Source organism: Nocardioides sp. (genome assembly GCF_047607365.1).
Taxonomy (GTDB): domain Bacteria; phylum Actinomycetota; class Actinomycetes; order Propionibacteriales; family Nocardioidaceae; genus Nocardioides.
In genome coordinates this window covers 1-13,059 of the sequence record NZ_JASGDD010000007.1, presented here as the reverse complement: position 1 = coordinate 13,059, position 13,059 = coordinate 1, and the positions used below count along the sequence as shown (strand labels likewise).

The window sequence follows — 13,059 nt, the reverse complement described above, 5'->3', positions numbered from 1 at the left end:
GGCGCCGGTCCGCACGGGGACGAGGCCGACTCCGGCGCCCGCGACGACGACCGCCTCGCCGGCCTCGACGGCCGCGCGGTTGAACGGCGCCGGGCCGCCGAGGCCGACGAGATCGCCCTCGACGGGAAGCGCCGTCCCGAACGACCGCGCGCCCGTCGTACGGAGGTGGCCGAGGCCGACGAGCAGCCCGTCGGCGGCGCCGTCGACGCCGCCGACGAGGTGCTGCGCGTCGTCCCCGCGTACGGCGTCCAGCAGCTCGTCCGGGGACACCTGCCCGCGCAGCCACGCGGTGCCCCACCAGGCCAGCCGCAGGGACAGGGGGAGCGAGGACGACATGATCCCTGACGATACGATCCACCCCATGGCTGCGGTGCTCGAGTTCGACGACGTCACGGTCAGGCGACACCCCGCGGTGCTCCTCGATCGCCTCTCCTGGACGGTCGAGGAGGACGAGCGGTGGGTGATCCTCGGGCCCAACGGAGCGGGCAAGACGACGCTCATGCAGCTGGCCTCCGCGCAGATGCACCCGACCGCCGGCACGGTGCGGGTCCTCGGCGAGCAGCTCGGTCGGGTCGACGTCTTCGAGCTCCGTCCGCGCATCGGCCTGACCAGCGCCGCGCTGGCCGAGCAGATCCCGTGGAACGAGAAGGTCCGCGACGTGGTCGTGTCGGCGGCGTACGGCGTGCTCGGCCGGTGGAAGGAGCACTACGACGAGCTCGACCACGACCGCGCGGGCGACCTCCTGGTCGAGGTCGGCATCACCCACCTGGCCGACCGCACCTTCGGCACGCTGAGCGAGGGCGAGAAGAAACGGGTCCAGATCGCGCGCTCGCTCATGGTGGATCCCGAGCTGCTGCTGCTCGACGAGCCGGCGGCCGGACTCGACCTGGGCGGTCGCGAGGACCTCGTCTCGACCCTCACCCTGCTGGCGCTCGCGCCCGAGGCGCCGGCGACCGTCCTCGTCTCGCACCACGTCGAGGAGATCCCGCCGGGCTTCAGCCACGTCCTCATGCTGCGTGCCGGGCGGGTCGTGGCCGCGGGGCTGATCGACGACGAGCTCAACGAGGCCAACCTCTCGGCGACCTTCGGCATCCCGCTGACGCTCGAGCAGCGCGAGGGCCGCTATTGGGCTAGACGCCGCACACGCGCCGCGCGGTAGGTTCTGCACATGGACTGGCTGGGGGACCATCTCTGGGCGGCATGGCTCGGGATCTCGCTCGTGCTCCTCATCGGGGAGCTCGCGAGCCTCGACCTCGTGCTGCTCATGCTCGCGGTGGGAGCCGTCGCCGGAGCGGTGACCGCGGGATTCACCGACGTGTGGGTCGTCCAGATCGTCGTCGCGGTCGTCGTCGCGGTCGGGCTGCTCGCCGTCGTACGCCCCGGGATCGTCGCCCGGCTGCACACCGGGCCGGAACTTCTGATCGGGCCCGAGCGTCTGATCGGACAACAGGCGCTCTCGCCGGTCGCGCTGAGCGGCGACGCGCCCGGACAGCTGAAGATCGACGGCGAGCTGTGGACGGCCCGCCCCGCAGTCGGGGCCGCTCCCATCGAGCCGGGCCGGACCGTGGTGGTCCTGGCCATCGAGGGCGCCACGGCCATCGTGGCTCCCGTGGACTGAAGGAGTCGCGCTCATGGCCGTGTTGATCATCCTGGGCCTCATCGTCCTGCTGGCGATCACGATCCTCGCCAAGACGATCAAGATCATCCCGCAGGCCTCGGCAGGCGTGGTGGAGCGCTTCGGGAAGTACCACCGGACCCTCACCCCGGGCCTCAACATCGTCGTGCCGTTCATCGACAAGGTTCGCTACCACCTCGACATGCGCGAGCAGGTCGTCACCTTCCCGCCGCAGCCGGTGATCACCTCGGACAACCTGACGGTCTCGATCGACACGGTCGTCTACTTCCAGATCACCGACCCGGTGGCCGCGACGTACGAGATCGCCAACTACATCCAGGCCGTCGAGCAGCTCACCATGACGACGCTGCGCAACATCGCCGGCTCCATGGACCTCGAGCAGACCCTCACCAGCCGCGAGCGGATCAACTCCGGCCTCGCCGTGGTCCTCGACGAGGCCACCGGCCGCTGGGGGATCAAGGTCAAGCGCGTCGAGGTGAAGAGCATCGACCCGCCCGCGTCGATCAAGGACGCGATGGAGAAGCAGATGCGCGCCGACCGCGACAAGCGCGCGCTGATCCTCACCGCGGAGGGCCAGCGCCAGTCCGCGATCCTGACCGCGGAGGGCAACAAGCAGGCGGCCATCCTCAACGCGGAGGGCGCCAAGGAGGCGCAGATCCTCAACGCCGAGGGCGACAAGCAGTCGCAGATCCTGCGCGCGGAGGGCGAGGGCCAGGCCATCGGCACCGTCTTCGGCGCGATCCACGCCGGCGACCCCGACCAGGCGCTGCTGGCCTACCAGTACCTCCAGATGCTCCCGCAGATCGCCCAGGGAGACGCCAACAAGCTCTGGATCGTGCCCTCGGAGATCGGCGACGCGCTCAAGGGCCTCGGCTCGGTCACCCAGGCGGCGATCGACAAGGGAGCGGCTACTCCACCCACGCCGTGAGCCAGCGGCCGATGACGTCGTACGCGTGGGCGCGGACGTCGGGGAGCGACAGCACCACGTCGTGACGGGCGCCGGCGATGGCCTTGTAGGTCACGTCGGTGCCGACGGCCGTCGCCCAGCGGCGGATCTGGGTCACGTCGAGGACGAGGTCGGCGGTGTGCGCCGCCTCGGTCATGTGGACCGTCCAGTGCGACTGGTCCGAGGAGAGCACGAGCACCGGCGCGGGCACGTTCAGGCCGGCGTGCAGCCGGTCATGGCCCTCACGGATCGCCTTCAGCCATCCGGCGTACACGGGGAAGGAGGTCAGCGGCTTGAGGTCGAGCTCGAACTCCCACTCGCCCTCGTGGTCGCGGTGCAGGCTGCGGGCGTAGATCCCGCTGACGTGCCGCTTGATGTGGAACTTCGGTCGCCGGGAGCCGAGCTGCTTGATCACCGGGGTGCCCACCAGGCGCAGGAAGGTCGAGCCCTGGAGGTCGAACCACGGCGAGTTCAGCACCATCGCGCTCAGCGCCTCGGGCCGCCGCTCGTCGGCCCACAGCGGCATGGTCAGGCCGCCGGTGGAGTGCGCGGTGACGATCACCGACGTGTGCCCGTCCCGCTCGGTGATCCGCTCCCAGGCCTGGTCGATCTCCTCGAAGTACGTCGACAGGTCGCTGACGTAGTTCGGCGTCTGGTGGTCGCGCAGCGACCGGCCGTACTTGCGCAGGTCGAGGGCGTAGAAGTCGTAGCCGCGCTTGGTCCACCACTCCGCGAACTCCTTCTGGAAGAAGTAGTCCGAGAAGCCGTGCACGTGCAGGACCGCCCGCGTCCGGCTCCCGCGACCCGCCGCCGGGCGCTTCACCAGGGTGGCGAACACGTCGCCCTCGTCGTCCGGGGTGAGCACGAGCGTCTCGGCGGTGTACGGCGCCCCCAGCCGGTCCACCACCGGCTCGAAGATGGTCGTGGTGTCCAGCGTCATGACGTCCAGTCTGCCAAAGCGCGTAACCCGCGCGTGACCGAGCCGGGCTAGCGTCGCCCGTGTGCGCCACACCCGGACGGTCCACGGCAGGTCCTTCACCTTCGACGGCCTCGTGGAGGTGATGGCGAAGGCGTCGAGCCCCAAGTCCGGGGACGTGCTGGCCGGATGCGCCGCGGAGACCGACGCCGAGCGCGCGGCCGCCCGCTACGTGCTCGCCGACCTGCCGCTCACCATCTTCCTCGACGAGGCGCTGGTGCCCTACGAGACCGACGACGTCACCCGGCTGATCCTCGACACCCACGACGCGACGGCGTTCGCCGAGATCGGGCACCTCACCGTGGGCGGGCTGCGGGAGTGGCTGCTCGACGCCGCCGCCCGCGACGACCACGCCGCGCTCGCCCGGATCGCGCCGGGGCTCACGCCCGAGATGGCCGCGGCCGTCTCGAAGCTGTGCCGCAACCAGGACCTCATCGCCATCGCCGCCGCCTGCCTGGTCACCACCCGGTTCCGGACCACGATCGGGCTGCCCGGCCGGCTGTCGACGCGGTTGCAGCCCAACCATCCCACCGACGACGCCACCGGCATCGCCGCCTCGATCCTCGACGGCCTGCTGCTCGGCAGCGGCGACGCCGTCATCGGGATCAACCCCGCCAGCGACAACCCGCGCCAGGTCACGCGGCTGCTCCAGCTGATCGACGGGATCCGCACCCGCTACGACGTCCCGGTCCAGTCCTGCGTGCTCACCCACGTGACCACGACGATCGACCTCATCGCCGCCGGGGCGCCGGTGGACCTGCCCTTCCAGTCCATCGCCGGCACCCAGGGCGCCAACGCGGGCTTCGGCGTCGAGCTGTCGATGCTCGCCGAGGCCGACGAGGGGGCGCGCTCGCTCGGCCGGGCGACCGTCGGCGACCCCGCCGAGTCCAACGTCATGTACTTCGAGACCGGCCAGGGCTCGGCCCTCTCCGCGGACGCCCACCGCGGCACCGGCGGCAGGCCGGTCGACCAGCAGACCCTCGAGGCCCGGGCGTACGGCGTCGCGCGCGTCTTCCGTCCGCTGCTGATCAACACCGTGGTCGGCTTCATCGGCCCGGAGTACCTCTACGACGGCAAGCAGATCATCCGCGCCGGGCTCGAGGACCACTTCTGCGGCAAGCTGCTCGGTCTGCCGATGGGCGCCGACGTCTGCTACACCAACCACGCCGAGGCCGACCAGGACGACATGGACACCCTGCTGACGCTGCTCGGCGTCGCCGGGCTCACCTACGTGATGGGCATCCCGGGAGCCGACGACGTGATGCTCGGCTACCAGTCGACGTCGTTCCACGACGCGCTCTACGTCCGCAAGGCGCTCGGCAAGCGGCCCGCACCGGAGTTCGAGGAGTGGCTGGCGAGGATGGGGATGCTGGAGGCGGACGGCTCGGTCCGTGACCTCGACCCGGCCACGAGCGGCCTCAGGGAGCTGGTGTGACCGACTTCTGGGGGCGGCTGCGCGCCACCAGCCCGGCACGGATCGGGCTCGGACGCGCGGGCAATGGCGTTCCGACCTCCGAGCTGCTCGACTTCGGGGCGGCCCACGCCGCGGCGCGGGACGCCATCCACCTGCCGCTCGACGTCGACGCGCTCGTCGCCGGCCTCGACGCCCTCGGGCTGGGCACCCCGGTCGTCGTTCCCTCGGCGGCGCCGGACCGCGCGACCTACCTCACCCGGCCGGACCTGGGCCGCACGCCGGCGAGGGGCGCGCTGGACCCGCTCACCGGGATCCGCGACTCGGGCGGGCAGAGCCCGGGACTCGCGGTCGTGGTGGCCGACGGGCTCTCCGCCGAGGCGGTCGACCGGCACGCCGTGCCCCTGCTCGAGGCCCTGCTGCCGCTGCTCGGCGGCGCCGTCACGGTCGCCCCGCCGGTCGTCGCCACCCAGGCGCGGGTGGCGCTCGGCGATCCGATCGGCGAGGCCCTGGGGGCGCGGCTCGGCCTGGTCCTCATCGGCGAGCGCCCCGGGCTGTCGAGCAGCGACTCCCTGGGGGCCTATCTCACCTGGGCTCCGGCGCCCGGCGTGCTCGACTCGGCCCGCAACTGCGTCTCCAACATCCGCCCTCCGCAGGGGCTGGACTACGCGACCGCCGCCCGCACGATCGCCAGCCTGATCGCCGGCGCCCGCGAGCTGGGGGCGACCGGCGTCAAACTCAAGGATCAGGCCGTCATCGAGTCGTAACAGGCGACGACGCCATTCCTTACGTGCGGCTCCTAGCGTCGGGCCACCTCACCCGAAGGAGACCCCGCCATGTCCGATCCGCAGGCCGGCCTCAAGGCCGCAGGCGTCACCTACTCTCACGCCGAGGAGGGCTACTTCGAGGCGCGCCAGCTCAGGCGAACGGCCGGCTTCTGGGGACTGTGGGGCATCGGCGTCGCCGCGGTCATCTCCGGTGACTTCTCCGGCTGGAACGGCGGCCTCGGCGCGGCCGGCTGGGGCGGCCTGCTGATCGCCACGCTCCTCATGATCGTCATGTACTTCGGCATGCTCTTCTCCATCGGGGAGATGTCGGCGGCGATGCCGCACACCGGTGGCGCCTACTCCTTCGCCCGCGCCGCGATGGGGCCGTGGGGCGGCTTCATCACCGGCTTCGCCGAGACGATCGAGTACGTCTTCACCACCGGCGTCGTCGTCTACTTCTCCGCCGGATACGCCGACGGCGTCTTCGGCGGCGGCTTCCCCATGTGGGTCTGGTGGGTCATCCTGTACGCCGTCTTTGTGCTGCTCAACGCCGCCGGGGCTGAGGCCTCCTTCAAGTTCGCCACCGTGGTCGCGATCATCTCGGTCGCGATCCTCGTCCTCTTCGGGCTGCTCGCGGCCGTCAAGGGGGCCGTCGACTTCGGCGCGGTCGACGACATCGTCCCGGACGGCGGCAACGGCTCCTTCCTGCCGTTCGGCGTCATGGGCGTCGTGTACGCGCTGCCCTTCGCGATGTGGTTCTTCCTCGGCATCGAGGAGCTGCCGCTGGCTGCCGAGGAGGCGCACAACCCGGAGAAGGACATCCCCAAGGCGGGCTTCATCGGCATGATCACGCTCGTCGTGTGCGCGGCGATCGTCTTCTTCCTGAACCCGGCGGTGCTGGGCTCCGCCGCCACGGCCGCCTCGGGCGAGCCCCTGCTCGACGGCTTCCGCGACTTCCTCCCGGACGGCTGGGCCCGGGTGCTCTCCGCCTTCGCGCTGATCGGCCTGCTGGCCTCGCTGCAGGGGATCATGTACGCCTACGGCCGCAACATCTACTCGCTGTCGCGCGCCGGGTACTACCCGAAGGTGCTCTCCCTGACGGGCAAGCGCCAGACGCCGTACGTCGCCCTCATCGTGGGCGCCGTGATCGGGTTCGTGGCGCTGATCATCGCCGACAACGCGGGAGAGACGGCGGGCAACATCGTGCTGAACATCGCCGTCTGGGGCGCGGTCCTGGCGTACATGCTGCAGATGGTGTCGTTCGTGCTGCTGCGCCGGAAGTTCCCGAGCGCCACGCGTCCGTACGTCAGCCCTGTCGGCGTCGCGGGCGCGGTCGTCGCGTTCGTGCTCGCCCTGATCACCTTCCTCGGCATCTTGAAGAACGACGCCTACCGGCCGGCGATCATCGCGATCGTGATCATCTACGCGATCGGCCTCGCCGTCTTCGGGATGTGGGGGCGGCACCAGCTGATCCTCTCGCCGGAGGAGGAGTACGCGATGTCGGGCGGCCTCCACCGCGACCCCGCCGTCGAGCACTACGGCGCCGAGCTGGAGGCGGAGCTGGAGGACAGGCCCGAGTAGCCCGAGTAGCCGGGAGTAGCCGGAATAGATCGTGGCGTATCCTCCTTCTACCAATGCTTGAAGATTCAAGCGATGGGAGAAGGAGGATCACGATGGGCATGCAGTTCGGAGTCTTCACGGTCGGCGACCTGACCGCCGACCCCACGACGGGCACGACGCCGACCGAGTACGAGCGGATCAAGGCGACCGTCGCGATCGCCACGAAGGCCGAGGAGATCGGCCTCGACGTCTTCGCTACCGGCGAGCACCACAACCCGCCCTTCATCGCCTCCAACCCGACCGCGACGCTGGCCTACATCGGCGCGCAGACCTCGAACGTCATCCTGAGCACCTCGACCACGCTGATCACCACGACCGACCCGGTGCTCATCGCCGAGGACTACGCCAAGCTGCAGCACCTCACCGACGGACGGGTCGACCTGATGATGGGCCGCGGCAACACCGGCCCGGTCTACCCGTGGTTCGGCAAGGACATCCGCCAGGGCATCAACCTCGCGATCGAGAACTACGCGCTGCTGCGCCGGCTCTGGTCCGAGGAGGGTGACAAGGGGATCGACTGGCAGGGGCGCTTCCGCACGCCTTTGGAGGGCTACACCTCGACCCCGCGCCCGCTCGACGGCGTCGCGCCCTTCGTCTGGCACGGCTCGATCCGCAGCCCCGAGATCGCCGAGCAGGCCGCCTACTACGGCGACGGCTTCTTCCACAACCACATCTTCTGGCCCGCGAGCCACACCGAGCAGATGGTCCGTCTGTACCGCCAGCGCTTCGCCCACTACGGGCACGGCACGGAGGAGCAGGCCATCGTCGGCCTCGGCGGGCAGTTCTTCATGCGCCGCAACAGCCAGGACGCGGTCAACGAGTTCCGGCCCTACTTCGACAACGCGCCGGTCTACGGCCACGGCCCGAGCCTCGAGGACTTCACCGAGGCCACGCCGCTGACCGTCGGCAGCCCGCAGCAGGTGATCGAGCGGACCCTCTCCTTCCGGGAGTACGTCGGCGACTACCAGCGCCAGCTCTTCCTCATCGACCACGCGGGGCTGCCCCTCAAGACGGTCCTGGAGCAGCTCGACCTCTACGGCGAGATCCTCCCGACGCTGCGCGAGGAGTTCGCCAAGATCCGCAAGCCGGGCAGCCCCGACGCGCCCACCCACGCCTCGCTCGTCGCGGCCCGGCAGCTGGTCGAGGCATGACCACCCGGATCGTCGTCGTCTCGGCGGGGCTCTCCACCCCGTCCTCGACCAGGCTCCTCGCCGACCTGCTCGGCGAGGCGGCGGTCGCCGCCGTCGCGTCGAGGGGAGCCGAGGTGGAGCTGGAGCACGTGGAGCTCCGCGGCCTCGCGCACGACCTCACCGACCATCTGCTGACCAGCTTCCCCTCGGCCGCGCTGAGGTCGGCCATCGACGCGGTGCGTCACGCCGACGGCGTGATCGCCGTGACGCCGGTCTTCTCGGCGTCGTACTCCGGCCTCTTCAAGACGTTCTTCGACGTCCTCGAGCTCGGCGTGCTGGACGGGAAGCCGGTCGTGCTCGCCGCGACCGCCGGCACCGCCCGGCACAGCCTCGTGCTCGACCACGCCCTGCGACCGCTCTTCTCCTACCTGCACGCGATCGCGGTGCCGACCGGGGTCTTCGCCGCCACCGAGGACTTCGCCGGCGGGCCGGAGCTCGCGAAGCGGGTCGAGCGTGCGGCCGGCGAGCTGGCCGCCCTCGTCGCGCCCGGCGGCGGGGCTCCTGCGGAGGCGGATCGGCGGGAGCTGGTGGAGGACGTCCTCGCCCACCCGACCGACTTCGAAACCCTCCTGCGACGGGCGAGCGATCCCCTAGGATCGTCCCGCGCGGACTGACCGGTCCTCGCGGCCGGGTCACCGGCACCGCTCTGAGGGGGGTCGTGGATGGTCTGGGTCATCGTCGTGCTCATGGCGCTGCTGATCGCCCTCATCGTCTGCCTGGCGCTGTGGCCGGCAAGCAAGCCGAAGCCCGGCCCGATCGCCGAGCGTCTGCGCGACGGTGACACGCCGTCCGGCGAGGAGGACTGAGATGGCGACCACCGCGACGACCCCGACGACGAGGACCACGCGCAAGTGCCCGTGGTGCGGAAGCACCGTGCGCCTGGCGTACGCGCCCATCGTGGCGACCAACCTGCAGGGCGTGCGGGGCGACGGCACGCGCGCGGTCTCCGGCCTGGCCGGTGGCGAGTTCGGGTTCGACGACGACTTCGCCATCGGCGGCGAGACGCCGGGGGCGGCCGTCCCGGAGGCGGCCGACCCGACCAAGCCGGCCGTGCTCGAGGCGCCGCCCGCGCTTCCCCTCTCCGGCGCCGAGGTCCTCGGCCGTGCCGGTGATCTGCCGATCGTCGCGCCGCCGCAGGTCGCGCCCGGCTCCGACACGGGGTTCTTCGCCCGCCGCATCACGCGCAGGCTGATCCCGGTCGCCGCCCGCGCCGACGCCCGCGACCTGCCGGCCCGGGCGTGCACGACCTGTCACCACCCGATGCCGTTCGACTCCGACGAGTGCGAGGTCCTGGTGATCGCGGTGCTCGGCATCAACCGGGCGGGCAAGACCTACCTCCTCGCCACGGCGCTGAGCGAGGCGCTCCAGAACGGCGCCCTCGAGGTGGCCGGCATCACGGGCTTCCGGGCCGACGAGGGCACGGGCAACCGGGTGCACCGCGACTACTACCTCCCGGTCTTCCGCCGCCGCAACCGGCTCGACCCGACCCTGGACCCGGCCGAGGGCGACGCGGTCGAGCCGCTCGTCTTCCGCTTCGAGGTCGACGGGCAGTCCTACCTGCTGGCCCTCCACGACCTCGCCGGCGAGGCGATCGCCGAGCCCCGCCGCCGCGCCGTGGTCGCGCCCTTCGTGCGCCACGCCGACGCGATCCTGTTCGTCGTCGACCCGCTCGAGATCGAGTCGGTCCGCACGGCGCTGCCGTTCGAGCAGATCACCGTCGACTGGCGCGGCTGGAGCCAGCTCGACGTGCTCCAGGGCGTCATCCAGGCCCTCGGCGAGGCGGCCGCGAGCACGCCGGTCTCGGTGGTGCTCACCAAGTCCGACCTCATCGGGCTGGCCGACGGGAGGCGTCATCTGTTCGACGAGCCGGCCACGGGGGACTGGCTGGAGGATCAGTTCGCCGTCGACCAGGAGGTCCGGGCCCTGCTCGCCGAGTGGGGCGTCCCGCAGTTCGCCCACGCGGTCGACCGTGCCGACCGCGGCTTCTTCCACGCCGTGTCGGCCTTCGGCGCCGCGCCCACGAACCCGTCGGCGCCCGGCGTGGTCCGGCCGTTGCGGGTCACCGACCCCTTCGGCACCCTGATCCGGCTGCTCTCGGAGGCCAGGAGCCGCCCGTGAGCGCGCCGCTGGAGCAGTACCTCTACGGCTGGGCCGAAGCCGGCCTCGAGGGACGCAACCGGCTCCAGATCGTCGCGACCAGCCCCGGCTGGCGCGAGGAGGACCGCTACCGGCGCGTCGCCCAGCGGCTCGCCCGCCTCGAGGCCGACGGCGACCGGGACCCCATCGCGTTCGGCTGGGCCGACCTGGGCGGCCGCCGCTTCGTGTTCCAGCGCCGGCTCGTCCCGAGCCCGACGGGCGACGCCCGCCGCCTGGTCGCCCACGTCGTCGCCGGTGCGCCGGAGGAGCTTCCGGTCGGGCTCGTGCTCCGGGCCTTCGACTCGTCCTTCTGGTGGTCCGGCGAGCCCCGCGACCCGGTCTGCCCGACCGCCTGCCCGGCGGACCTGGCCGCCTCGTGGAGCGAGGCCGACCGCCCTGCCGCGTCCGCCGCGGCCGACGCCCTGCTGGGCCACGTGCTCGCCACCCCCGCCGGCGTTCCGACCACCTTCGACGGCTCCCCGCGCGAGACCCACGCGGCGCTCTGGACCATCGGCGAGCGTCTCCCCACCCTCCTCGAGACGCTGAGCTGCTCCACCTACGAGACCGGCCAGATGGTGGGCTGGTTCGACGTCGCCGGGCTCGACGGCCGGGCCCGCCCGCGGGGCGCGTCCTGGGCATCGCACAACGCCGTCGACCCGCGCTACGCCCCGGCCGAGCTGGACGACCTCGGCGTCGTCGTCGAGGCGGCCGTCCGCGACCGCTCCGCGATCGAGGCCAAGGAGCGGCCCGCGGTCTACCGCGAGGTGCTCCGGGTCGCCGCCCGGGTCGTGGCCCGCCAGGCCGACGGGGTGCAGACCCTGATGACCCGCCCGCAGACCCTGCCCCTGGTCCTGGCGACCGACATCGGCGCCGACGGCGTGGCGGTCGCGATGTGGGGCTCCTCGGCGGCTCCGTGGCCCCCGCTGCCCGCGGAGCTCCCCGTGGCGCGGCCCCGCCTGGACGACCTGGCGGTGCGAACGGCGGACGCGGCCGACGTCCTGGCCGTCGCCACGGTTGGCACGGTGGCGCGGCGGCTGCAGACGCTCGACCCGGCCCTCGGGCCGCTCTACGTCGAGCGCCTCCTCCAGCGCCGTGCCGCCGGGCACACGCTGCCGGTCCCCGAGCTCGGCTTCCTCGCCGCGGCGATGGCCTGGGCCTACGAGACCCACCCCGACGAGTCGCTCCTGCGCGCGCTCATGACCTGGGTCGACGAGCAGCTCACCGGCGCGCTGGTGGCCGACCGCCGCGTGCCGGCGGCCTGGCGACCTCACCTCTTCGACGAGGCCGCACGGCGCCACCTGCTGCAGGCCGAGGACTACCGCGACCTCATCATCGCCCACCCCGACCTCTTCGACGGCGATTGGCTGCCCCGCGACGCCTCGATCCTCGCCTCCCTCATCACCTCCGACATCGCGGCCGTGCGCGGGGTCACCGCCGACGCCATCACCGCCGAGGGCACGACGGGGGAGACGGTGGCGCTCGCCTTCGGCCTGCGTCGCCAGGGCCGCTCGCTGGGCGGCGCCGCGCTCCTCGAGGCGGTCGGCCGGACCGCCAAGCCGCGCTTCGACCGGGCCGACTCCGACGCGATCTGGCAGCTCCTGGAGGCGCTCGCGGTGGACGCGAGCGTCGGCGCCGGCTCGGTGGGGCTCGACCAGGTGCCGTGGCACCTGACGCCCCGCCTGGGGCCGGTGGACGGCTGGATCGACCTCGTGGCCGACCTGATGACCGAGCCGGTCGCGACGCGGCTCGCCGCGTGGCCGGGTGTCCTCGACGACGTCGCGCCGGCGCAGCGGCGGGTCGCCGGCCGGGTCGCCCTGCATGACGTGGTGCTCGGCGGCGCCTCCGACGCCGACGTACGCCGTCTGCTGGCCGGCATCGACGCGGCCGCCCTCCCGCCCGCGGACCGGGTGGCGGCCACGCTGTCCGCGCTGGAGCGGCGACCCGACGGTGCCCCGCCTCTGCCCTCGGCGGTCCTGTTCGCGGTGCGATCGGCGCTGGTGCGGACCGGCCTCCTGCGACTCGGGGTGTCGGCCGGCGAGAGCGCCGACCGTCTCCGCGCCGCCGTACGCCGGCTGCTGGCCGCCGAGCCCGACGCGTTCTCGCGCGTGCGGCCCGACTGGCTCTCGGCGTGGTGGCTGCGGACGAACGGACTGCGCCGAGGATGACGAGGATGAGGAAGACTTCGGGGACGACCGGCGTGCGGTGCCGGCACAGGGGAGGAGAGCGATGAGCGAGCAGGCGGGCCTGAGCGCCGATGCCGCCGACGGTCAGGTGGGGCTGATCCTGGCGCGCGCCCATCAGGCGGCGGAGGCGATCCGGGCGGAGGCCGAGCGGGCCGCGGCGGCGACGGCGTCCGAGGCGACCCGGCGGGCGGAGG

The 13,059-nt window shown here is 72.4% G+C and carries 11 protein-coding genes and 2 pseudogenes; 11 read left to right on the top strand and 2 right to left on the bottom strand.

The window, feature by feature from the left end; all coding sequences use genetic code 11:
- A pseudogene (locus QM572_RS00525) lies at positions 1 to 336 on the bottom strand (hypothetical protein); the annotation flags it as partial.
- A 25-nt stretch (positions 337 to 361) separates the two neighbouring features.
- On the opposite strand from QM572_RS00525, the gene QM572_RS00520 reads away from it, so the two are divergent.
- The 3 genes and pseudogenes from QM572_RS00520 to QM572_RS00510 form a co-directional block, all read left to right on the top strand.
- On the top strand, positions 362 to 1,159 hold the full coding sequence (locus QM572_RS00520) for an ABC transporter ATP-binding protein (protein WP_415088892.1): 798 nt from the start codon (positions 362 to 364) through the stop codon (positions 1,157 to 1,159).
- Between the two features lie 9 nt (positions 1,160 to 1,168).
- Positions 1,169 to 1,618, top strand: coding sequence for an NfeD family protein (locus QM572_RS00515; RefSeq protein ID WP_415088890.1), 450 nt, complete (start codon positions 1,169 to 1,171; stop codon positions 1,616 to 1,618).
- A 13-nt stretch (positions 1,619 to 1,631) separates the two neighbouring features.
- A pseudogene (locus QM572_RS00510) lies at positions 1,632 to 2,517 on the top strand (SPFH domain-containing protein); the annotation flags it as partial.
- A 27-nt stretch (positions 2,518 to 2,544) separates the two neighbouring features.
- Here the strand turns inward: QM572_RS00510 and QM572_RS00505 are convergent.
- Entirely contained in the window at positions 2,545 to 3,522 is a 978-nt protein-coding gene (locus QM572_RS00505; RefSeq protein WP_415088888.1) for an alpha/beta hydrolase, read from the bottom strand.
- A gap of 61 nt (positions 3,523 to 3,583) precedes the next feature.
- Between QM572_RS00505 and QM572_RS00500 the strand changes: the two genes are divergently transcribed.
- The 8 genes from QM572_RS00500 to QM572_RS00465 all read left to right on the top strand — a co-directional run bounded on the left by QM572_RS00500 (position 3,584) and on the right by QM572_RS00465 (position 12,847).
- Positions 3,584 to 4,993 (top strand): ethanolamine ammonia-lyase subunit EutB, encoded by a 1,410-nt coding sequence (locus QM572_RS00500; RefSeq protein WP_415088886.1) that lies wholly within the window; start codon positions 3,584 to 3,586, stop codon positions 4,991 to 4,993.
- Complete coding sequence (gene eutC, locus QM572_RS00495) at positions 4,990 to 5,736, top strand: ethanolamine ammonia-lyase subunit EutC (protein ID WP_415088884.1); 747 nt, start codon at positions 4,990 to 4,992, stop codon at positions 5,734 to 5,736. The genes QM572_RS00500 and eutC overlap by 4 nt, the downstream gene beginning before the upstream one ends.
- Positions 5,737 to 5,805: 69 nt before the next feature.
- Complete coding sequence (locus tag QM572_RS00490) at positions 5,806 to 7,317, top strand: amino acid permease (RefSeq protein ID WP_415088882.1); 1,512 nt, start codon at positions 5,806 to 5,808, stop codon at positions 7,315 to 7,317.
- A 98-nt stretch (positions 7,318 to 7,415) separates the two neighbouring features.
- Positions 7,416 to 8,507 (top strand): LLM class flavin-dependent oxidoreductase, encoded by a 1,092-nt coding sequence (locus tag QM572_RS00485; RefSeq protein WP_415088894.1) that lies wholly within the window; start codon positions 7,416 to 7,418, stop codon positions 8,505 to 8,507.
- Entirely contained in the window at positions 8,504 to 9,160 is a 657-nt protein-coding gene (locus QM572_RS00480; RefSeq protein ID WP_415088880.1) for an FMN reductase, read from the top strand. Before QM572_RS00485 ends, QM572_RS00480 begins: the two co-directional genes overlap by 4 nt.
- Before the next feature lie 48 nt (positions 9,161 to 9,208).
- The gene (locus QM572_RS00475) at positions 9,209 to 9,352 is read left to right on the top strand and encodes a hypothetical protein (protein ID WP_415088878.1); all 144 of its coding nucleotides are present in this window, start codon (positions 9,209 to 9,211) and stop codon (positions 9,350 to 9,352) included.
- 1 nt (position 9,353) lies between these two features.
- Positions 9,354 to 10,664: a TRAFAC clade GTPase domain-containing protein gene (locus tag QM572_RS00470; protein WP_415088876.1), complete on the top strand. Its 1,311-nt coding sequence runs from the start codon at positions 9,354 to 9,356 to the stop codon at positions 10,662 to 10,664.
- Entirely contained in the window at positions 10,661 to 12,847 is a 2,187-nt protein-coding gene (locus QM572_RS00465; RefSeq protein WP_415088874.1) for a hypothetical protein, read from the top strand. Before QM572_RS00470 ends, QM572_RS00465 begins: the two co-directional genes overlap by 4 nt.
- Positions 12,848 to 13,059: the final 212 nt, after the last annotated feature.

Coding starts and splice junctions, on each gene's coding strand:
- QM572_RS00480 (WP_415088880.1), top strand. CDS start 8,504: ATGACCACCCGGATCGTCGTCGTCTCGGCGGGGCTCTCCACCCCGTCC.
- QM572_RS00515 (WP_415088890.1), top strand. CDS start 1,169: ATGGACTGGCTGGGGGACCATCTCTGGGCGGCATGGCTCGGGATCTCG.
- QM572_RS00520 (WP_415088892.1), top strand. CDS start 362: ATGGCTGCGGTGCTCGAGTTCGACGACGTCACGGTCAGGCGACACCCC.
- QM572_RS00485 (WP_415088894.1), top strand. CDS start 7,416: ATGCAGTTCGGAGTCTTCACGGTCGGCGACCTGACCGCCGACCCCACG.
- QM572_RS00490 (WP_415088882.1), top strand. CDS start 5,806: ATGTCCGATCCGCAGGCCGGCCTCAAGGCCGCAGGCGTCACCTACTCT.
- QM572_RS00475 (WP_415088878.1), top strand. CDS start 9,209: ATGGTCTGGGTCATCGTCGTGCTCATGGCGCTGCTGATCGCCCTCATC.
- QM572_RS00505 (WP_415088888.1), bottom strand. CDS start 3,522: ATGACGCTGGACACCACGACCATCTTCGAGCCGGTGGTGGACCGGCTG.
- QM572_RS00470 (WP_415088876.1), top strand. CDS start 9,354: ATGGCGACCACCGCGACGACCCCGACGACGAGGACCACGCGCAAGTGC.